17 protein-coding genes and 1 riboswitch are annotated in these 20,469 nt (G+C 44.5%); of the genes, 5 read left to right on the top strand and 12 right to left on the bottom strand.

Annotated features, from left to right (window positions below; genetic code table 11):
• Positions 1-43: 43 nt before the first annotated feature.
• Genes gyrA through AC07M6_RS08540 form a run of 3 tightly spaced genes read left to right on the top strand, consistent with a single transcriptional unit; the run spans position 44 to position 5,062 of the window.
• Positions 44-2,647 (top strand): DNA gyrase subunit A, encoded by a 2,604-nt coding sequence (gyrA, locus tag AC07M6_RS08550; protein WP_494888588.1) that lies wholly within the window; start codon positions 44-46, stop codon positions 2,645-2,647.
• A gap of 6 nt (positions 2,648-2,653) precedes the next feature.
• Positions 2,654-3,775 (top strand): tetratricopeptide repeat protein, encoded by a 1,122-nt coding sequence (locus AC07M6_RS08545; protein ID WP_494888587.1) that lies wholly within the window; start codon positions 2,654-2,656, stop codon positions 3,773-3,775.
• A 6-nt stretch (positions 3,776-3,781) separates the two neighbouring features.
• On the top strand, positions 3,782-5,062 hold the full coding sequence (locus AC07M6_RS08540; RefSeq protein WP_494888586.1) for a hypothetical protein: 1,281 nt from the start codon (positions 3,782-3,784) through the stop codon (positions 5,060-5,062).
• A gap of 154 nt (positions 5,063-5,216) precedes the next feature.
• Here the strand turns inward: AC07M6_RS08540 and gloA2 are convergent, their stop codons facing one another.
• Positions 5,217-5,603 carry an SMU1112c/YaeR family gloxylase I-like metalloprotein gene (gloA2, locus tag AC07M6_RS08535; RefSeq protein WP_494888585.1) on the bottom strand — a complete coding sequence of 129 codons (387 nt, stop codon included), beginning with the start codon at positions 5,601-5,603 and terminating at the stop codon, positions 5,217-5,219.
• A gap of 111 nt (positions 5,604-5,714) precedes the next feature.
• Positions 5,715-7,940 carry a phosphoribosylformylglycinamidine synthase subunit PurL gene (gene purL / locus AC07M6_RS08530; protein ID WP_494888584.1) on the bottom strand — a complete coding sequence of 742 codons (2,226 nt, stop codon included), beginning with the start codon at positions 7,938-7,940 and terminating at the stop codon, positions 5,715-5,717.
• A gap of 469 nt (positions 7,941-8,409) precedes the next feature.
• On the opposite strand from purL, the gene AC07M6_RS08525 reads away from it, so the two are divergent.
• Positions 8,410-9,789: an MATE family efflux transporter gene (locus AC07M6_RS08525; protein ID WP_494888583.1), complete on the top strand. Its 1,380-nt coding sequence runs from the start codon at positions 8,410-8,412 to the stop codon at positions 9,787-9,789.
• Positions 9,790-9,909: 120 nt separating this feature from the next.
• On the opposite strand, the gene AC07M6_RS08520 is transcribed toward AC07M6_RS08525, so the two are convergent.
• The 5 genes from AC07M6_RS08520 to AC07M6_RS08500 form a co-directional block, all read right to left on the bottom strand.
• On the bottom strand, positions 9,910-10,812 hold the full coding sequence (locus AC07M6_RS08520; RefSeq protein ID WP_494888582.1) for a histone deacetylase family protein: 903 nt from the start codon (positions 10,810-10,812) through the stop codon (positions 9,910-9,912).
• The gene (kynU, locus tag AC07M6_RS08515; RefSeq protein ID WP_494888581.1) at positions 10,806-12,104 is read right to left on the bottom strand and encodes a kynureninase; all 1,299 of its coding nucleotides are present in this window, start codon (positions 12,102-12,104) and stop codon (positions 10,806-10,808) included. Before kynU ends, AC07M6_RS08520 begins: the two co-directional genes overlap by 7 nt.
• A gap of 98 nt (positions 12,105-12,202) precedes the next feature.
• A complete protein-coding gene (locus tag AC07M6_RS08510) occupies positions 12,203-12,805 on the bottom strand; it encodes a DNA-3-methyladenine glycosylase (protein WP_494888580.1) in 603 nt (200 codons plus the stop codon).
• Positions 12,802-13,449, bottom strand: a complete 648-nt coding sequence (locus tag AC07M6_RS08505; protein ID WP_494888579.1) for an alpha/beta hydrolase — start codon at positions 13,447-13,449, stop codon at positions 12,802-12,804. The genes AC07M6_RS08510 and AC07M6_RS08505 overlap by 4 nt, the downstream gene beginning before the upstream one ends.
• Positions 13,449-13,925, bottom strand: a complete 477-nt coding sequence (locus AC07M6_RS08500; RefSeq protein ID WP_494888578.1) for a GAF domain-containing protein — start codon at positions 13,923-13,925, stop codon at positions 13,449-13,451. The genes AC07M6_RS08505 and AC07M6_RS08500 overlap by 1 nt, the downstream gene beginning before the upstream one ends.
• 86 nt (positions 13,926-14,011) lie before the next feature.
• Between AC07M6_RS08500 and AC07M6_RS08495 the strand changes: the two genes are divergently transcribed.
• A complete protein-coding gene (locus AC07M6_RS08495) occupies positions 14,012-14,260 on the top strand; it encodes a hypothetical protein (RefSeq protein ID WP_494888577.1) in 249 nt (82 codons plus the stop codon).
• A gap of 487 nt (positions 14,261-14,747) precedes the next feature.
• On the opposite strand, the gene AC07M6_RS08490 is transcribed toward AC07M6_RS08495, so the two are convergent.
• The 5 genes from AC07M6_RS08490 to AC07M6_RS08470 all read right to left on the bottom strand — a co-directional run bounded on the left by AC07M6_RS08490 (position 14,748) and on the right by AC07M6_RS08470 (position 19,871).
• Complete coding sequence (locus AC07M6_RS08490) at positions 14,748-15,467, bottom strand: Dph6-related ATP pyrophosphatase (protein ID WP_494888576.1); 720 nt, start codon at positions 15,465-15,467, stop codon at positions 14,748-14,750.
• Positions 15,468-15,479: 12 nt separating this feature from the next.
• Entirely contained in the window at positions 15,480-16,544 is a 1,065-nt protein-coding gene (locus tag AC07M6_RS08485; RefSeq protein WP_494888575.1) for a hypothetical protein, read from the bottom strand.
• A 55-nt stretch (positions 16,545-16,599) separates the two neighbouring features.
• On the bottom strand, positions 16,600-17,283 hold the full coding sequence (locus tag AC07M6_RS08480) for an SIR2 family NAD-dependent protein deacylase (protein ID WP_494888574.1): 684 nt from the start codon (positions 17,281-17,283) through the stop codon (positions 16,600-16,602).
• 78 nt (positions 17,284-17,361) lie between these two features.
• Positions 17,362-17,928 carry a DUF6580 family putative transport protein gene (locus tag AC07M6_RS08475; RefSeq protein ID WP_494888573.1) on the bottom strand — a complete coding sequence of 189 codons (567 nt, stop codon included), beginning with the start codon at positions 17,926-17,928 and terminating at the stop codon, positions 17,362-17,364.
• A gap of 32 nt (positions 17,929-17,960) precedes the next feature.
• Entirely contained in the window at positions 17,961-19,871 is a 1,911-nt protein-coding gene (locus AC07M6_RS08470; RefSeq protein WP_494888572.1) for a TonB-dependent receptor plug domain-containing protein, read from the bottom strand.
• A 102-nt stretch (positions 19,872-19,973) separates the two neighbouring features.
• Positions 19,974-20,177: riboswitch (cobalamin riboswitch) on the bottom strand.
• Positions 20,178-20,469 lie beyond the last annotated feature (292 nt).

The following is a 20,469-nucleotide window of genomic DNA, read 5'->3' as shown; positions in this document are numbered from 1 at the left end:
AATATAAACCTTTCGCGGCGCAGTATTCTATTAACTAAATAAGATGGCTGAAGATAACGAAAACGAAAATTCGCATACAGAAGACAGAATAATTCCGATAAATATTGATGAAGAAATGCGATCAGCCTACATTGATTATTCAATGTCGGTTATCGTATCAAGGGCGCTTCCTGATGTGCGCGACGGTTTAAAACCGGTTCACAGGCGCGTGCTTTACGGCATGCTTGATTTGGGCCTGAGCAACAACAAACCTTATAAAAAATCGGCCCGTATTGTGGGTGAGGTGTTGGGTAAGTACCACCCGCATGGTGATAAATCGGTTTACGATGCCATGGTGCGTATGGCCCAGGAGTGGAGCTTACGCTATCCATTTGTTGAAGGCCAGGGTAACTACGGATCTATTGACGGTGATGAGCCGGCGGCTATGCGGTATACCGAAGCAAGGCTGCAAAAGATTGCCGAGGACATGCTGGCCGATATTAATAAGGATACGATTGATTTCCAGCTAAACTTTGACGACTCGCTGGAGGAGCCAACCGTGCTGCCGGCAAAAATCCCTAACCTGCTGGTAAACGGAGCATCGGGTATTGCGGTGGGTATGGCCACTAACATGGCGCCCCACAATTTAACCGAAGTAATTAATGCCACATTAGCTTTAATTGATGACCGCAATATTGAGGTTACCGAGCTAATGAAACATATTAAAGGCCCCGATTTCCCAACTGGCGGTATTATTTACGGCTATGAGGGCGCTAAGGAGGCCTTTATGACCGGCCGTGGCCGTATCGTCATCCGCGCCCGCGCCGAAATTGAAGTATATAACGGCGACCGCGAGCGGATCATTGTGAGCGAGATCCCGTACCAGATCAATAAGTCGATCATGATTGAACGGACGGCTGAGCTGGTGAACGATAAGAAAATTGAAGGTATCACCTCTATCCGGGATGAATCTAACCGGGAAGGTATCCGGGTGGTATACGAGATAAAACGTGATGCTAACGCGCTGATTGTACTCAATAACCTGTACAAATATACCGCGCTGCAAACATCATTCAGTATCAATAACATCGCGCTGGTACATGGCCGCCCAATGTTGCTGAACCTGCGCGATCTGATCCACCATTTTGTAGAGCACAGGCACGAGGTTGTGGTACGCCGTACCAAGTACGAACTGGCTGAAGCCGAAAAACGCGCGCATATACTGGAAGGCTTACTGATAGCTTTAGACCATCTGGACGAGGTAATTAAACTGATCCGCGGTTCAAATACGCCCGAGGAAGCCCGCGATGGCTTGATGACGCAATTCGGTTTATCCGAAATTCAGGCACGCGCTATCCTTGATATGACACTGCGCCGTTTAACCGGACTGGAACGTGATAAAATTAAGGATGAGTATGCCGCTTTAATGGAGACGATCAATTACCTGAAATCAATTTTAAATGATGAAGGCCTGCGTTACCAGATCATTAAAACCGAGCTGACCGAAATGCGGGATAAATACGGTGATGAACGCAAAACCGAAATGGTGCATTCATCAGCCGAAATGAATACCGAAGACTTTATCGAGGACGAAAACGTAGTAATTACCATATCCCGCGAAGGTTATATCAAACGTACTTCGTTAACCGAATACCGCAGGCAGGGCAGGGGCGGCAAAGGATCATTAGGCAGTAATAGCCGCGATGAGGACTTTATCGAGCACTTGTTCATCGCATCAAACCATAACTACATGCTGTTCTTTACCGAGGCCGGCCGTTGTTTCTGGTTAAGGGTATTTGAAATTCCGGAAGGATCACGTACATCTAAAGGCCGTGCCATCCAAAATATCATTAACGTACCTAAGGAAGAGAAAATTAAAGCGTACATCAAGCTGACATCGTTAAAAGACCAGGAATACCTGGAAAATAACTTTATCATTATGTGTACCACCAAAGGTACCATCAAGAAAACATCGCTCGAGGCATATTCCCGTCCGCGTACTAACGGTATCAACGCCATTAATATTAACGATGGCGATACACTGCTGGAGGCTAACCTAACCAGCGGAACAAGTGAAATTGTAATGGCGCTTAAATCGGGCCGTGCAATTCGCTTTAACGAATCGACCGTTAGGCCGATGGGGCGTACCGCAACTGGTGTGCGTGGTATTACCTTAGAGAACGATCAGGACGAAGTTGTAGGTATGATCAGTATTGATAACCCCGATACAACCGTACTGGTAGTTTCAGAAAAAGGTTATGGCAAACGTACTGATATTGATGATTACCGCGTTACTAACCGTGGTGGTAAAGGTGTTAAAACCATCAACGTAACCGAAAAAACCGGCAAACTTGTTGCCATAAAAGGTGTTACTGATGATGAGGACCTGATGATCATCAATAAATCGGGCATTATTATCCGCATCGCGATAAGCGAATTAAGGACAATGGGCCGCGCTACCCAGGGTGTACGTTTGATTACATTGAAAGGTGATGATGAAATTGCATCGGTAGCTAAAATTGAGCACGAAGAGGAGGAAGAGGAAAAACCAGAAGGTGAAAGCCCGGAAGGTGATATAGCAGATGGAGAGGCTCCTGAAAATAGCAGCACCACAGAGGAAACCCCGGAGGCTAAGCCAACCGAGCCACCTGCTGATGAGCAAGAATAAAAAAATATGATGAACAGCCGTAAAGTCATTTTTCCGGTAGTTGTGTTATTACTGTTTACTTCATCTTTTGCCTTCTGCCAGTCGGAAGCGCTGAAAGGTGTGGTAAACAGTTTGGCATATTATAAAAAGCAAAACGATCTTAAATACCTTAGTAACGCCAAAAAAACGGTTGATAGCCTGATCAGGACCAAAGCCGACTCGGCCGATCTGGAGAAAAATGTTTTTAAAGCATTAGTTTACACCAGCATTGTTTATACCGACTCGTTAAACAAACTGAACCAGCCGCCATCGTTTTTTACCCAAACCACTCAACTTGTTGATGACCTTTTAACAAAAAAGAAAATTTACAAGTATCCGGCCGAAATGAGTTTCTCTAAGCGTTGCCTGGCCAACGCTTACCTGCGTTATGGTTTCAGGCAAATGCGTTTATCAAACTATCATAATGCCCTGCAATTATTTAAAAAGGCGCAAAATTATGCGCCGTCGTTCAGGCAGATAAACGCTTATATTGCTTATGCCTACAACAAAACCGGCAACATCCAGGAAGCTGCCAAATGCTATAATATACTGCTCAATACCGATACCATCCGCAGTGAATATATCGACGCGGCTGTCAATACCTATAAAGCTATAGGGGATACCCTCAAAGCATTGCAGGTACTGCAAAAGGGCAGGAAGCTGTTGCCAAACGACAGGTCCTTTTTATTGGAAGAGGCCAATATCTATAACAATCGTAAAGATTATAATGCATTAGCGCCTTTATTGCCCCAATTGCTTGACGATAATTCAAATAATGCTGATATTGCGTTTATAGCCGCAAATTGCTACGATCATTTAGACCAATACGACAAGGCCGAATCTCTTTATTTGCGAACTATTGAATTAAACAGTACATTTTACGATCCGGTTTTTAACCTTGGCTTACTTTACTTTAAGGTTAGCGCGGTAAAAAAAGATGCAAACGCTGATAAGGATTTAATAAGGGCTACGCAATGGCTGGAAAAAGCAAATGAAATATCGCCAAATGATGTAAAGTGCTTACATTTATTGCAATTAGTTTACACCAGAAGAGGGGACCAGGATCAGTTAAATAAGGTAAATAATAAATTAAAACAGTTAACCAACTAATAAATCATGAAAATCAGTTTTTTGATGACGGGCCTGTTAGGCTTAATTACAGTAACGGCCTTTGCGCAAAAAGGTGAATTAACCACCGCGCAAACAGAATACACAAAATACGAATCCCTGAAGGGGAATAAATCAATGGGTACATTGGCTTTAAATAGCCTTAAAACAGCAAGGGTATCAATTGATAAAGCCGCCGCCAACGATAAAACGGCTGCTTTACCGCTTACTTATGCTTTAAAAGGATCTATTTACGCTTCAATGGCTTTAAATGATACCTCGGCAACTACATCGACACCTTTGTTTACAACAGCTGAAGAAGCGATTAAAAAAGCTAAGGAATTAGATACTAAAGGCGAAAACAAGGCCTTGATAACCAGCGCCGACCTTACTTTAGCCCAATATCAGTTAAACAAAGGAGTGAAGGAGTATGGTGAAAAGAAATACGATCTTGCTTACAAATCATTTGATTACTACCGCTCTGTACTGCCTGAAGATACCAATGCGATATACTATACAGGTTTAGCAGCCGCTAATGCAGGTAACTGGGATGCAGCGTTAACAAATTACAGCAAATTGCTAACTACAAATTACTCAAAAAAGATAAGCCTTTACCAGGATATGTCTGGCTTTTATCTGCAAAAGAAGGATACTACCAACGCTATTAAAATAATGAGTGATGCATCGGCAAAATATCCTAACGATGCATATTTGGCTAAACGTGTGCTTGAAATGAACCTGCAAACAGGTAAACAAGCCGAAGTTTTAAGCAAAATTGAAAGCACTATTGCCACCGATCCTAAAAACAAAACTTTGTATTATTATGCCGGTATAACTTATACCCAGGTTGCAGATCAGGCGAATAAAAAATTAGCTAAAAATAAAGATGCGGCTGCTGTAGCTACGTTAACCAAAACCAGGGACGAAAATTTTGCAAAAGCAGAAGACATGTACAGGAAAGCGCTGGCCATTGATCCAAACTACTTTGAAGCTAACCTGAATTTAGGGTACGTAATGATTAACCCGGCTATCGATCTGTTTAACGCTGCCAGGAATTATCCCGTAAACAAACAAAAAGAATACGATGCGGCTATGACTAAAGCCAATGGTATGTTTGATGCCGCTAAACCATATTTATTAAAAGCGGTTGAATTACAACCAAAAAATGTTGACGCGTTAACTAACTTAAGAACCTATTACCTGGGTAAAAAAGATATGACCAACGCCAACCTGATTAAAAAACAGATAGATGATATACAAGCAGGGGGAGCGGCGCCTGCAAAGCAATAATTTTAAAGCAGAAGGTTGCGCTAAGCAGCCTTCTCTTTTGAATATACTATTTAACATAATATTAATTATGGGATAATTAAATGCAGGTAAGTTATGAGGATAATAATACTTCATAAATCTGTTTTGTCGAGCGGATTTTGATGTACTAATAGTTCTACTTCTCGTAAAACTCTATCGGTAAACCGTCGGGGTCGGCAAAAAAAGTAAAACGTTTGCCGGTGTGTTCGTCTGTGCGGATTGGTTCGGCTGTAACGCCATGATTGCTTAAATGATTAATAGCCGCTTCAATATCATCTGTCTCGAAAGCTAAATGCCTTAATCCTGCGGCTTCCGGTCGCGATATTCTTTTAGGCGGATTTGGAAACGAAAAAAGTTCGATCTGGTATTGTCCGCCGACAGCCAGATCGAGTTTGTAGGAATCGCGTTCAGCGCGATAAACTTCCTGTATAATTTTAAGACCTAATATTTCGGTATAAAACTTTTTAGATACCGCATAGTCCGAACAGATGATGGCAATGTGGTGAATGCGATTGAGTTTCATTTCTTCTTGAGGTAAAAGGTTAAAGGCGAAAGGTTAAAGGTGTTCTATGAAAAAATAGCTTAACTTAAAAAAAGCTAAAACCTTTTACCTTTCGCCTTTAACCTTACAACTTTATTCACCCAATATCACGTGTAATACGTTATCGTAAACCAGTTTTACATCCTGGATATTACCAAACAGTTCTTCGTCAATTACCAGGTTACCTTCGTGCGATACGGTACCTAACATGCTAAATTCCACCTCACTGGTAGCCATCAGCTCAACAAAACGTTCCTGATCGGCGGGTGCCACACTCACCACTATCCTACCCTGCGCTTCACCAAACAAAAAGGCATCTTTACGGATGCTGCTATCGGTAGCGATATCAAAACCTAAGCCGTTAGGCATGGCCGATTCTACCAGTGTAATAAATAAACCGCCGTCGGCCACATCATGTGCCGACTGGATGATTTTGCTGGTAATTAATTGCTTAATCACCTGATGGGTATCATACTCTTTATCAATATCAAAATACGGAGCAGGCGCTTTGGTGATTTTATGGTACGAGGCCAGGTATTGCGATGACGCGATATCATTAACCGATTCGCCGATCAGGTACACCAAATCATCCGGCTGTTTAAAGTCCGAACCCATGATATTACCGATATCGTCCATCACCCCTAACATCCCAATAGTTGGCGTTGGGAATACCGGGCCCTCATCGCTCGATTGATTATAGAAACTTACGTTACCGCCCGTTACCGGGGTTTCAAACTTGGTACAAGCTTCGCCCATACCTTTAATAGCGCCAACAAACTGCCAGTAAACCTCGGGTTTGTACGGGTTGCCAAAGTTTAAGCAATTGGTAATAGCCACAGGCTCGCCGCCGGCGCAGGTAATGTTACGGGCTGCCTCGGCAACAGCAATCGCCGTACCTTTTTGCGGGTCGGCATATACATAGCGCGAGTTACAATCAACTGTAATTACAATAGCTTTATTAGTATCCTTAACCGCTACCACGGCTGCATCGCTTGGGCGATTGGTGGTCATGGTTGATGTACCGATCATCGAATCGTACTGATCAGTCACCCAGCGTTTCGACGCGATATTGGGGTGCGATATCAGGTGCTCTGCCACGTCAACTAAGTTTTTCGGTTGGGGCACATCGTTAATATTGAATTTTTGATTTTCGGCAAAATAAGCCGGTTCGCGATACTCGCGTTCGTAAACCGGGGCGCCGCCGCCTAATACCAGGTCATCGGCAGGCACATCGGCCACCAATTCGCCATTCATATAGTAATGCAGGCGTTGGGTATCGGTCACCTCGCCAATAATAGCGCAGTTCAGGTCCCATTTATCAAATACGGCTTCCACTTCTGCTTCGCGGCCTTTATGCACCACAATCAGCATCCGCTCCTGCGATTCGGACAGCAGGATCTCAAACGGTTTCATGTTTTCCTGGCGGGTTGGTACCTTATCCAAGTCTATACGCATACCATGTTCGCCCTTGGCGCTCATTTCGGAGTTAGAGCAGATGATACCGGCAGCGCCCATATCCTGCATACCTACCACGGCGCCGGTCTTAATTACCTCTAAAGTGGCCTCTAACAGTAGTTTTTCCTGGAAAGGATCACCAACCTGTACGGCCGGCAAATCGTTCACCGAATCCTCTGTAATATCCTTTGATGCGAAAGCCGCGCCATGGATACCATCCTTACCCGTAGCCGAACCCACAATATAAACCGGGTTGCCCACACCATAAGATGTAGCGGAAACAGTCTCGCCAGCCTTAACAATCCCGGCCGAAAACGCGTTGACCAGCGGGTTGATGTTATAGCATTCGTCAAAAAACAATTCGCCGCCCACGGTTGGGATCCCAAAAGCGTTGCCATAATGACTGATCCCTTTAACCACACCTTTAACCAGCCATTTGGTTTTATCCAAACTTAAATCGCCAAAACGCAGGGAATTTAACTGCGCAATCGGGCGTGCACCCATGGTAAAAATATCGCGGTTGATACCACCCACGCCTGTAGCAGCGCCCTGATAAGGCTCTAATGCAGATGGATGGTTATGTGATTCAATTTTGAAGGCGCAGCCAATGCCATCGCCCAGGTCAACTAAACCGGCGTTCTCCTCTCCTGCTTTAGCCAGCATGCGCGGGCCATCCTTAGGCAGGGTTTTTAACCAGGTAATAGAGTTTTTGTATGAACAGTGCTCGCTCCACATTACCGAAAAGATAGATAGTTCGGTAAAGTTTGGCACACGGCCTAATATTTCAATAATGCGGTCGTATTCGGCGGGTAAAAGGCCCAGATCTTTAGCGGTTTCGACGGTGGTCAATTGTTGATTGTCCAATGTATGTGTTGATTTGGTAAGACAGCGCAAAAGTAGAAAAATTGTGTAGTATTGTGCAGTATTGTGTAAATAATACACAAAAATTCAACCAAAAACACAGAAACTACAGAATTTTTTCAATTCAACTTGTAAGGATAAAAGTAAGAACTCGACTTAGTGCCAATATCTAATTATATGTTGAAAATGAAAGCCAGCATTTCATCGCTCCCGGTAGCCCCGCTATCCCTTCAAGTTTTGCTCTTGCGCGCTATGCCGCCCGCGCAAAAGCTTTCCGTCCTATCGGGTTTATGATGTGCGGTTTGTCTGAACCCGAATTTATAGGATTTAAAAATTAACAGAATTTATTATCTGCACATTCGCACATCTGCATATCTGCACATTCTCAACACATCTGCATATCTGCACATTCTCAACACATTTGCATATTTGCACATCAAAAGCCTACTTTTGCGTCCTCCCCTGCCAAATTATGAAAGCCCTATACCAAAAATATAAGCCACACTACCAGGAGAACCTTAAACTGGCTATCCCGGTTGTGATATCGCAATTGGGGCATGTATTGGTGCAAACCAGCGACAGTATTATTATCGGGCATTTTTCGGGTACTATCGCTTTGGCGGCGGTATCATTGGTGACCAGTATTTTTGTAATCGCATTGGTTATTGGTATCGGCATCAGTTATGGTATTACCCCGCTGATTGCACAGGAAAACGGCCGCGAAAACTACGCCGAGTGCGGCCGGCTATTATCAAATAGTTTATTCATCAACATTATTTGCGGTATCGCGCTTTGCCTGCTCATTTGTTTTGGGTTTGAGTTACTGTTAGATCATCTGGATCAATCGCCCGAGGTTGTTGAACAGGCCCGGCCATTCCTTTTACTACTGGGCATTTCGCTTATCCCCATGCTGGTCTTTAATACCTTCAAGCAGTTTGCCGAGGGATTGGGTTTTACTAAACAGGCCATGTATATCTCTATCTGGGGCAATATTTTAAATATTGTTTTAGGGATCACCTTTGTAAAAGGTTTGTTTGGCATCCAGCCCATGGGCATTAAAGGCGTAGGCTACGCTACGCTGGCCGACCGCTGTACCATGGCCATAGTAATGGGCTTTTATGTTTTCAGATCGGCGAATTTTAAAAAGTACCTGAAAGATTTTGCCCTGATGCAGATCGATCGCATCCGCAGCATGCAGATTTTAAAGATAGGCTTACCAGTAGGCTTGCAATACACCTTTGAAGTAAGCGCCTTTAGCGGGGCTGCGATACTGATTGGTACGATTAGTCCGGTTGCGCAAGCCGCGCACCAGGTGGCCATCAACCTGGCTTCAATGACTTATATGATGTCCAGCGGCGTATCAGCTGCTGCGGCTATTAAGGCCGGTAATAACTTTGGCGCTAAAAACTATTTTGGCTTACGCTTATCAGCCATATCAAGCTATCATATCGTTATTGCCTTTATGGCTTTAACCGCGGTGATATTCACGGTATGCAATCATATATTACCTTTAGCTTATACTACAGATAAGGGAGTTATACTCATTGCAGCACAGCTACTTATCATTGCAGCCGCGTTCCAGTTATTTGATGGCACACAGGTTATAGGCCTGGGTATACTACGCGGCATGGGCGATGTGAATATCCCCACCTTCATTACCTTTTTAGCCTATTGGGTATTGGGTTTGCCCATTGGTTATTTGTTAGGCATCCACTATAAAATGGGCGCAAGCGGCATTTGGTACGGGCTTACATTGGGACTAATGGTAGCTTCCCTGCTCCTGTTTATCCGCTTTCAGATCATCAGCAAAAAATTTAAGTATACAGAGACGGCTATTATGGGGCAGGGGTAATCTATGTCATTGCGAGCGATAGCGTGGCAATCTCGTAGTATGTTTACAATCGCATAGCTACGAGATTGCCGCGTCGCCCCATTTCTCAGGCCTCGCCGCTCTTCGCAATGACAATCGCGTTTAGAAATACATCTCATCCGCCAACCTGAACGTATTGCAGTGCGCCTCCACAATATCCCTGATCTGTGGCGAATATCCACCACCCATACTTACCTGCACCGGGATCTGATGTTTAATACAGGCCTCAAAAACCAGCCTGTCCCGTTGCTTACATTCCTCAATCGTTAACGATAATTTGCCCAGTTTATCTGTGGCTAATACATCAACACCCGACAGGTAGAAGATAAAATCGGGCTGATGCCGTGCGATGAGTTTGGGCAAGGTTTCTTTCAGGATGCTTAGATATTCGTCTCCCCTTGTGCCATCAGTTAAAGGAATATCCAGGTCGGATAGTTCTTTCCGGTAAGGAAAGTTATTGGCGCCGTGCATCGAAAAGGTGAACACCCTCGGCTCATTTTCAAAAATTTGCGCCGTGCCGTTCCCCTGGTGCACATCTAAATCAATGATTAAAATAAGGGAGGCTAATTTGTTATTTAACAAATAATTAGCTGCAACAGACTGATCATTCAGTAAACAGAAACCTTCGCCCCAATTGGTACCGGCATGGTGGGTGCCGCCGGCTACGTTAAAGGCTATGCCATATTGCCGGGCATACCTGCAAGCGTCAATAGTGCCCTGTACAATACGGCGCTCACGTTCTATTAATCGGGCCGATAGCGGAAAACCGATACGGCGCTGTTCCTTAGGCGGTAAAGTCAGATTAATTAATTGCTGATAGTAGCTGGCATCGTGGGTACGCAGTATGGTTTCATCATCTGCCTCATCCGGCGAAAACAGGTTTTCCCTGCCAATAACACCCTCGTGCAACAATTGTTCGGGTATTAGTTCATACTTCAGCATCGGGAAGCGGTGGCCTTCCGGCAGCGGGTGCGCGTAAATGGGATCGTATGCGATCTTCAACATGGCGGTTTAAAAAGCTGATCAACCGCTACAGAAAGTAATTGCCCGGTTTGATAAACATCCATAAAAGTATTATACAATGGCACCGGGCTTAACCGGATCACATCCGGTTCGCGCCAATCGCCTATTACGCCATGCTCGGTCAGATAATTAAACATGGCTTTGCCGTTTTTAGTGCAGATGACGGATAACTGGCAACCGCGTATAGCCGGATCGGCCGGTGTAATGATCCTGAATACCTCTTCACCCTTCCTATGGCTGATCTCTGTAATCAAAAACTCCAAATAAGCCGTCAGGAGCAAGCTTTTTTCGCGGAGGCTGTCTATGCCCGCCGCCTGCTCAAAAACGCCTAAGGCGGCCTTATGTACAGCCATAAGTAAAATTGGACTGGTGCTTACCTGCCAACCTTCCGCACCGCGCTCCGCATCGAAGCCTTTTGCCATTTTAAACTGGGTATCCTTTCGGTTACCCCACCAGCCGGCAAAGCGGTTCAGGTCTTTATTCTCAAAGTGTTTTTCATGCACAAAAATGCCACTGATACCACCCGGACCCGAGTTCATGTATTTGTATGAGCACCAGCAGGCAAAATCTACCTCCCAGTTATGTAATTGCAGGGGTACATTCCCGGCCGCATGGGCCAGATCGAACCCGGCATATACACCAACCGCATGCGCGGCTTTGGTAATGGCCGGCATATCAAAAAACTGCCCGGTATAGTAATTGATGCCGGCGAACAGCACCAGCGCCAGTTCATCGGCATGATCGTTGATGGTTTTGATGATGTCTTCTGTACGCAAAGTATGCTCGCCATCCCGTGGAAAAACTTCGATAATCGCGTCATCCGGATCATATCCGTGGAAACGCACCTGGCTCTCTAAAGCGTATTGATCGGATGGGAAAGCGCCCCCTTCCATGATGATCTTATACTTTTTACTACCTGGCTGATAGAAACTTACCAACAACAAATGCAGGTTTACTGTAAGTGAATTCATCACAGTGATCTCCTGCGCATTGGCACCCAAAATCCCGCCAAGGGTACCTTTTAAAGATTGATGATAATCCAGCCAGGGTTCATCGCCATCAAACCAGCCCTCTACACCTTTGTCCGCCCAGCTTTGCATTTGTTTTGCCAGCACCGCTTCGGCTTTACGCGGCTGCAATCCCAACGAGTTACCGCAAAGGTAAATCGCATCCTGGCCGTTGTGTTGAGGTATAATAAATTCATTGCGCAGGTGTTTTAAGGGATCCTGCCCGTCAAGCTGCTGCGCAAATTCTGGTGTGTTTTGGAAATTCATCGGGCCAATATTACGGGTTTTTAGCTGAAAGCTAAAAGACCAAAGCGGAAAGCTTTTAGGTATAGCAGACTAATCTCTAATTAACTAATCTCTAATCACTAACTACGCGGCTTACTCACATAAGGGTTGCCCTTTACATAAAAGCGATAGGGCAGCAAGGCATCCTCCTTAGCGTAATCTACCCCTACGCGCGGCACAACGGCAATGGTTTCATCTGGGAAAGTCAGGCCCTGGTCTTCTATCCACAGGGTATCGCTCTGGAAACTGATGGCGTTTATTTTGCGTGAGATCCCCAGAGCTTTAGCTACCGAGCCCGGTCCCATGGTAATGGTTGGTTTTATAACCGCCATATTGCGCCGGGCCTGCATGATATCCAACCCGATGGTAGGATTAATAGCGCGTATCAATACCGCGTGTGGCTGCCCTTCAACCGAGGTGACTACATTCAGCATCTCGTGGATACCATAGCACAGGTAAACATAGGCAATTCCGCCTTGCTGAAACATGGTACTGGTACGCGGGGTTTGCCGGTTACCATAGGCATGGGAAGCTTTATCGATGATGCCATTATAAGCTTCTGTTTCAACAATATATCCTCCACTAATTAAACCATCGATACGGGTAAATAAGTATTTGCCGATGAGATCTCGGGCTATGCCGACCACATCATTATGGGTGTAGTATGATTCGGGTAGTTTCAATCGTTTAGTATTTTGGCCAGTATTTGGTTTATTTCCCGGGCACGGTCAAAGATCATAATATGCGTGCCCCCTTTCACAATGATTGCGTTTTTGATCTTTTTATAATTAAAGATCAGGTCCTTATCCCCAATGATATGATAAAGATTGGGCGGGATAGTTTTGTTTTGCCAGCGCAGCACCGCGCCCATGGCCCACTTGATAAATACCGGCGATGTATTTTGCAGCATACTGTTAAACAGGTAAGCATCTACCGAATACATTTTGCCGAACAATGGTGAGATCAATCCTCCCATTTTAGCAAACAAATTACCGGGGATCAGGCTATGAACAGGCAGGTATTTAAACACTTTAAAATAAAGCGGCGCCTCATCAATGGTTTTGATACTGGAGATCAGGATCACCTTTTTCAGTTCAATCCGGTTAGCTATTTCCACAGCCAGCATCCCGCCTAAAGAGTTGCCGATAACGATAGACCCGGGTGTGATATGATATTGATCTATAATTTTTTGCGCATAGCTACTTAAAGTATCCTTTCGGTTAGGTTCGATCCAGTCTATCCCTATAGATTCATAATCGCCCAGCTTAATATTTTTGTAGATGCGCTTATCGGCGCCCAGGCCGGGGATCAGGAAAACGCGGGCCATCAAAAGTTAATCAGCTTTACTATTTGCTCCAGGTATTGGGCATCGGTTTCATCAAACTGATCCAGTTCCGCGGCGTCCACATCCAGCACGGCTATCACGCCAAGGTCGCCAAACAGCGGCACTACAATTTCAGATTTAGATAACGAACTGCAGGCAATATGCCCGGGGAAGGCATCCACATCGGGCACGATCAGTGTTTTGGCCTGCTCCCATGCCGCGCCGCAAACACCTTTACCTTTGGCAATCCGTGTGCAGGCTACCGGCCCCTGGAAGGGCCCCAAAACCAATTCGCCGTTCTTTACCAGATAAAACCCCACCCAAAACCATTTAAACTGCTCCTTTAAAGCGGCGCATACATTAGCCAAATTAGCTACCAGGTCGGGTTCGCCGTAAAGCAGGGCCTCTATTTGCGGGATCAGGGATTGATATTGCTCGGCCTTGTTGGTTGATGTGGTGATGGTTAAATCTTCTGCCATGGTTCAAAGTTACAATACAATGGCCTGAATTAAATAAGCGAAATATCATATTTAATCTTTTATTTAGCTTTTAAAGAATACCGTATATGAGAATTATCGCCGAACTACCGCACCCCGATTTTAAGATCACCATTATGAGCATGAACCAAAAGTTTATCGTAAAGATGGAGAAGGGGGTATATGAACAGATTTTTAAAGTGGCCGAAATGGACCTCACCGACGGCGTGAACAGCGTATTTGAATTACTGGACGAACAGTTTTTAGCCAAAGCTGGCGAACGTTTTAAAGAGATGCACAGGGACTACCGCGATGCTTACGGAAGGTATAATTATTAATCGTAACTACCTATATTATAGATAGTTAAAATTAAAAACATAGCGATTCAGAATTATATTTGGCAGAATGACTTGTATTGGCCCCTTTCGTAATCCCCTATCTAAAGTTATTTTTTCTAATTGTCATTATTATGCATTGATTTATAATTAGTTATGAAAACTTAAAAAATTATATTTTGTGGGTGGATATGCCAAATATATGGGAGGTTTTGACAAAGTGCTACCACTTTGTCATTACGGGTTATCAAATCCTGGCGGGGTTATAAAGATGTTGATGACCGGGAGAAGACTGTCACCCTGAGCTTGTCGAAGGGTGTGCGCGTAGGCCTGCCCACCATGGTTCGACAAGCTCACCATGACACCCCCTACGCTAAATCTGTCATTGCGAGCGATAGCGTGGCAATCTCGTAGTATGGTTCTGCAAGCGACGAGATTGCCGCGTCGCCCAGTACGCAAGGCCACCTCGCTCCTCGCAATGACAGGGTGGTTATCCCGGCAGCAAATCGCAGTACCAAAAGCCGCTTATCGCCGGTTTGCCGGTGGTCGGACTTCCGCAAGTATCATCCGCATTTTTAGGTGCATTGTAGGCCTTAAAAACTCGTTCTCCTGTTCGATATTTTATCTCGTTTTTAAAGATCGGGCCTTTAAAGGCGAAGGTGTGGAACTCGCCGTTTTCACCACAGACATCCACATCATCGGGCAAAGCTGCAATCAGGTCAGGCGTGATCTCCTGCCCTGCCAGGTCGCCCAAACGTTCCTGCGTACAGGCGATGACGGTACCAAACCCGAGCGACATAAACTCATTGATCAATTCATGCGTATCCCGTTTCCATAAAGGGTAAATGCCGGTCAGTCCCACTTCGGCCAGGCGTTGGTCGCGATAAGCTTTCAGATCTTCTAAAAAAATATCGCCAAAAATGGAATGGGTAATACCTTCGGCTTTTAAGATGCCTAAATGATAACGCATCATATCATCATACTCCTTCATCCCCGGCATTTCGGGCAGGCGCACCTGGTAAAGCGGGATACCTATTTCTTCGGCCTGCCGCAGCAGCAGGCTCTCGCGCACACCATGCATGGAGATACGGTTTACAGCATCGTTAACGGTAGTAAGCAGGTATTTAATTTCTATATCGGGGTTTTGCAGGCAGTAGTACAGGGCTAATGCGCTGTCTTTTCCGCCGCTCCAGTTGAAGATGGCTTTCATTTTAGTAAATTATCAGATAGCAAATGATACTGTCTTATTTTCGTTCTTTGGTGCGTAATAAGTAGCCCCGCCGGGCAGAGTTATCAATTCCATCTCTGTCTTTGTTTTCTTATCTTTTTTTACCTGATCGAGATATTGGCGCAGTATTTTCTTTTGCTGGTGGGTGCCGGTTTTAAGCACTTCATCTATCTCGCCTTTGAAAGCCTTTACAAATAGGCTGTCGCTAAAATTAGCAAAGCAGTCAATTTTCTGAGCAATTAAACCATCTGCTTTATTTTGATAAGGAAGTATGTCTAATTTATATGTACGGCTTTTTCCATCCCATTTGTAGCCTACGCTATTCCCTGCATTTATTATCAATGGATCTACTTTACCGATAAAAAAATTGTAGCTAAAACCAACATTAATATAATCGCTATCATCGCCACTAAATTCAAAGCGCGATCTTATTTCTTGATTCATGTATAGCCTGTAACTCCCGCCCCCGTAACTATGGTTTTCACCTGTCAAATTAAGACACTTATAAACTTTACCATCTATCAATTTATAAAAATTGTAGCTATCAAAATACACGTCAGAACCATGACCATCTACTTGCCGGTAATAGAAAGTTTTATTTGGAGAGAAATTATTAGCCACAGATAATACCGGTGCGCTATAAAATGTGTTTACTTGCTCTAAATAGATCAGGTACCAATCGCCTAGCTGTTCTTTAAAAACAACCAAGCTTGGACAGCTAATATCCCAGCCCAATAAGCAGATCAATTCATCACCTGGTTCACTATCCAAATCCACAAACAGAGGGTCGAACATACGGCCGTAATCGGAATCAACGTGGTCTGCATTCTCATTGATAAGTGTATCTGGTTTTATAAAACTTTCAAACTCCCGCAACAGTGGTTTCGTATTCCGGCTGTAATCAAAACCGCGCACTTTTTCAATCCACTCAGCCGGGATCTTAATTTTAACCTGGTAATCGTCGGGCTTGCGTTTGTTGAGGTGGATGTTTTTGTCTGCATGTTTGCAGGCTGATACCGCAAGCGTGAAAGTTAAAAGCAAGTACAAAAGGCGGCGCATGGCAAGTATGATATGGTGCTTGAATTTACAAATATTATCACCAATTATAAATGCGTTACAACAATAATTCTTTTACCAGTTCCGGTACTCCCACCGATGCCTTTGCCTCTATCTTATTATACACCCGCCGGCCCTCTATTTCGGGGATCACCGGGTCAATAATGTATTTAGGCACTTCGGGGCGTACATAGTTAACCAGTCCGGCTGCGGGATATACGGCCAGTGAGGAGCCGACCAGAATAAAGATATCCGCCCGCATACAAATCTCGGCCGCTTTGCTAATCATGGGCACATCTTCGCCAAACCATACCACATGGGCGCGTAACTGCGAGCCTAATTCGCACAGGTCGCCCATTTTTATCTCCCAGCCTTCGATAGGATAAGTTAATTGTGGATTGATGCTGGATTGCGAACGGGTAATGATGCCGTGCAGATGCAAAACATTGGTTGATCCGGCCCGTTCGTGCAGGTCGTCAATGTTTTGCGTGATAATGGTTACATCGTATTGCTTTTCCAGTTCGGCCAAAGCCAGGTGGGCTGCATTGGGCCGGGCTTCCAATACCGTTTTGCGGCGCTCGTTATAAAATTCCTGTACCAGTGCCGGGTTACGCGCCCAGGCCTGCGGTGTGGCTACATCTTCAATGTTGTACCCCTCCCACAGTCCATCGCTGTCCCTGAACGTTTTTAAGCCGCTCTCAGCGCTTATTCCCGCGCCGGTGAGTATCACTATCTTTTTCATCGTAGATTGAAATAAGGAAATTAAAACGCCCATCCTGAGTTCATCGGGACGGGCGTTTTAATTTGGGTTTCTTTTATATTATACCGCCAGTTCCGCTTTGCCGCGTAACAGGGTGTACTTAGTTTTGGCTAATTCAAAGCCGCCGAATAAGATAGCGCCATAAATCGCATCGGCAATCAGCATATTCTTTTCAAACGGAATAGCTGCAACCAGCGATTGACCATAACCAGCCCAGGTATGCGGATATTGTGCACCGTATAAAAACGGCATATCCATAATTAACCAGTGGATGGCTACCGATGCTACCGAAGCTAACAACACATTAACTACATTCACTTTTTTAATCAGCGTACCAATAAATACCATCAAAATAAAGCACAGGTACATCCAGTAGCTAATAGCAAAAGGGTTAATGTGATAGATAGAGTTGATGGCTATATCACTCACAAAAAGGGCCAGCACAGGTATTAAAAAGGCTTTCCACTTATCGGTAAAATAAGCACCGCCAAACAGCGCTATTGCACCTACCGGGGTGAAATTGCTTAAAAACAGAAACTGTGTGTTTACCAGGCGCATAGCCACAGCAAATACGATCATCAGGATCAGTACCGCGTTGCGTGTGTTTATTTTTTGTTGTGATGACATATTAATGGATATAAAGCAAAACTATCAAATTTTTAACGAATATTGAAACTCAAACCGGCATTAAAGTTTGTACCCAAAGCGGTGTAACCGTATAGCTCGGCATATTTGGCATCCAAAATGTTTTTCACGTCGGCAAAAATCTTAAGGCGCTTGCCAATAAGACTATATTCGGCATAACCGTTTAATAAACCGTAAGCTTTAAGGCTTTGCAACTCGTTACCGAAGGTGGCCGAATTGTAAAACAGATCGTAAGTTTGGCCGTAATGGCGATAGTTTAAGCTAACATACAGTTTACTGGTAGCCTGCAAACCTGCAAAAAGGCCGATAGTGTGGGCCGGCCTGCGGTACAGATAGTCTAATTGCTTGTCGCTGCCGTTAGTATTTTTGGTAATGCTGCTGGCTTTAAAATAGGTATAGTATCCTTTCAGCGTTAATTTACCTATAGTGGCTGATGGCTCAACCTCAATCCCCTTAGCATTTTGTTTATCCTGGTTGAGGTATCCCTGTGGATACAGATAAATAATGGCATTGGTAATTTTACGCTGATAAACATCAACCCTTAAATTAAACAGTTTAAATAAAGCGGTGCTTGCGCCGGCTTCGTACTCCTGCGCTTTTTCGGGCTTTAAAGCCGGATTGGGGCCAAACTGTCCATACAGGGCATTCAGATCGGGCGCTTTAAATGAGGTTGAAATAGTACCGAAAACCTTTAACTGGTCGCCTTCAAGCAAATTAAATGATGGTGTTACAGAATAGGTCCAGTTGTTGCCAAATTTGGTATGATGGCTATACCTGCCACCGGCCTCCAGGTTAAATACCGAAGCGATGTTATTCAAAAATACAGAAGCATAGGCACCTAATAAATTAGCAGATGAATCTACCTTGGTTTTACCACTGGCATTCATGCTCGATTGACGGTCATCAATACCACCCAGAATTTTAATATGATCGGTAATTTGATGATTATAATATAATTCGGTAAAGTTAAGCCGCCCTGTATACGGCGAAGCGCCATATTGCGGTGATACATAACTACGATCGGTATTCTCATAGCTGTAATTAAAATTGAACAAGCCTTTAGTTGTTTTATAGGCCGCGTTGGTACCCACATTTAAATGCTTGCTGGTAAAGTAGCTGCCGCCATCGGCAAAACCACCATTATCATAATTGTATTTCCCTTGTAAAAAGCGCACAAAGGGGTTTACTTTAAACTTATCGGTCACCTTAATACCAAATTGGGCGTTAACGGCATCCTGGTTATAACCGTCCTTATCATAAAAACTGGTAGCTGTTGCCGGTTGTGCCGCTTCAGATACGCCGTCGCTGCGTTCGTGACTGTAATTAATATTATAGCTCAGGTCTTTAATCTGTGCTGTTAAGCCTAAATTGCCTTTAACGGTACCATAGCTGCCTGCGCTTGCTACGCCGTTGATGCCCGGTGTAGCTGTTCCGTCTTTTTTGGTAATAATGTTGATCACTCCGGCCACCGCGTCCGAACCGTACAGGGTAGATTGCCCGCCCTTCAGGATCTCGATATGGTCTATCTGATCAACCGATAACAAACGCAGATCGAACGCGCCGCCTACGCCCGACGGATCAAATATCAGCACGCCATCCAGTAAAATAAGGGTGTGTTTGGTATCGGCGCCGCGCAAATAAACGCTTTTGTTAAGTCCCGGATTGCTGTTACCGCCATTGATCATGATGCCGGCCTGCTCGCCCAATAATTGGGCAACCGATTTACCCGAACTGCGTTCCAGTTCCTGCCGGCTGATAATGGTGACTACTTTACCCGTTTGCGATTGTTTCTGATCGGCTTTTGTAGCGGTTATCACTACATCCTTCAGTACACGCGATGTGTCCTGAGCGCGCGCTGCTGTACTCAACAGCGCCAGTTGTACAAGCCCCAGGCCTGCAGCAACGTAAACATAATTTTTTTTCATGTTGTTGTGAGTTTTAACCCACAGCATACAGAAATGAGAAATCCGGAATGGAAATACACTGTAGAAGGCATTCACACTCAAGCTTCAATCCCCGAAAGCTATGAATAATATGCGCTATGGGCAGGTCTTCTGGCTCACTCCCCTTTGCCCGGTCTTCCCGCCCCCGGTTAAAATGGGGACAGTGACCAACAGAATGGACATTGGTATTGGAGTTTACAGCTGCGGGACAGCTCCGGATTTACACCGGATTCCCTTTTAATGGCGGTACGTACAAATGCACCGCCAACCTAAAGCGCTGCAAAAATAGCAAAGAGATCAACAATAGCAAATGCCGCTATGGCACAAGCGCATATAGATGCGTTTAACAGAGCAAAAATCATATTTTTTGGGTTAACACTATAAAAAATTAAATAATTTATTATCAATTATTTATGTCGAAAAACCCTTGAATTGTGTTAAGTTGTGTTAACCCCCTTTTTGGTTTGCAAATGAGTACCGCTCCATAAAATACATCTTCCTGTTTTTCTTCGTGGTTTAAAAACATTACGTACAGATTAATATCTGATGATGGATTGAAACCTTTACACTACTGCATTGT

This window comes from Mucilaginibacter sp. GW821-FHT07H05, assembly GCF_059418485.1.
The sequence above is the reverse complement of the archived record's forward strand: the minus strand, read 5'-3'. Positions and strand labels throughout refer to the sequence as shown.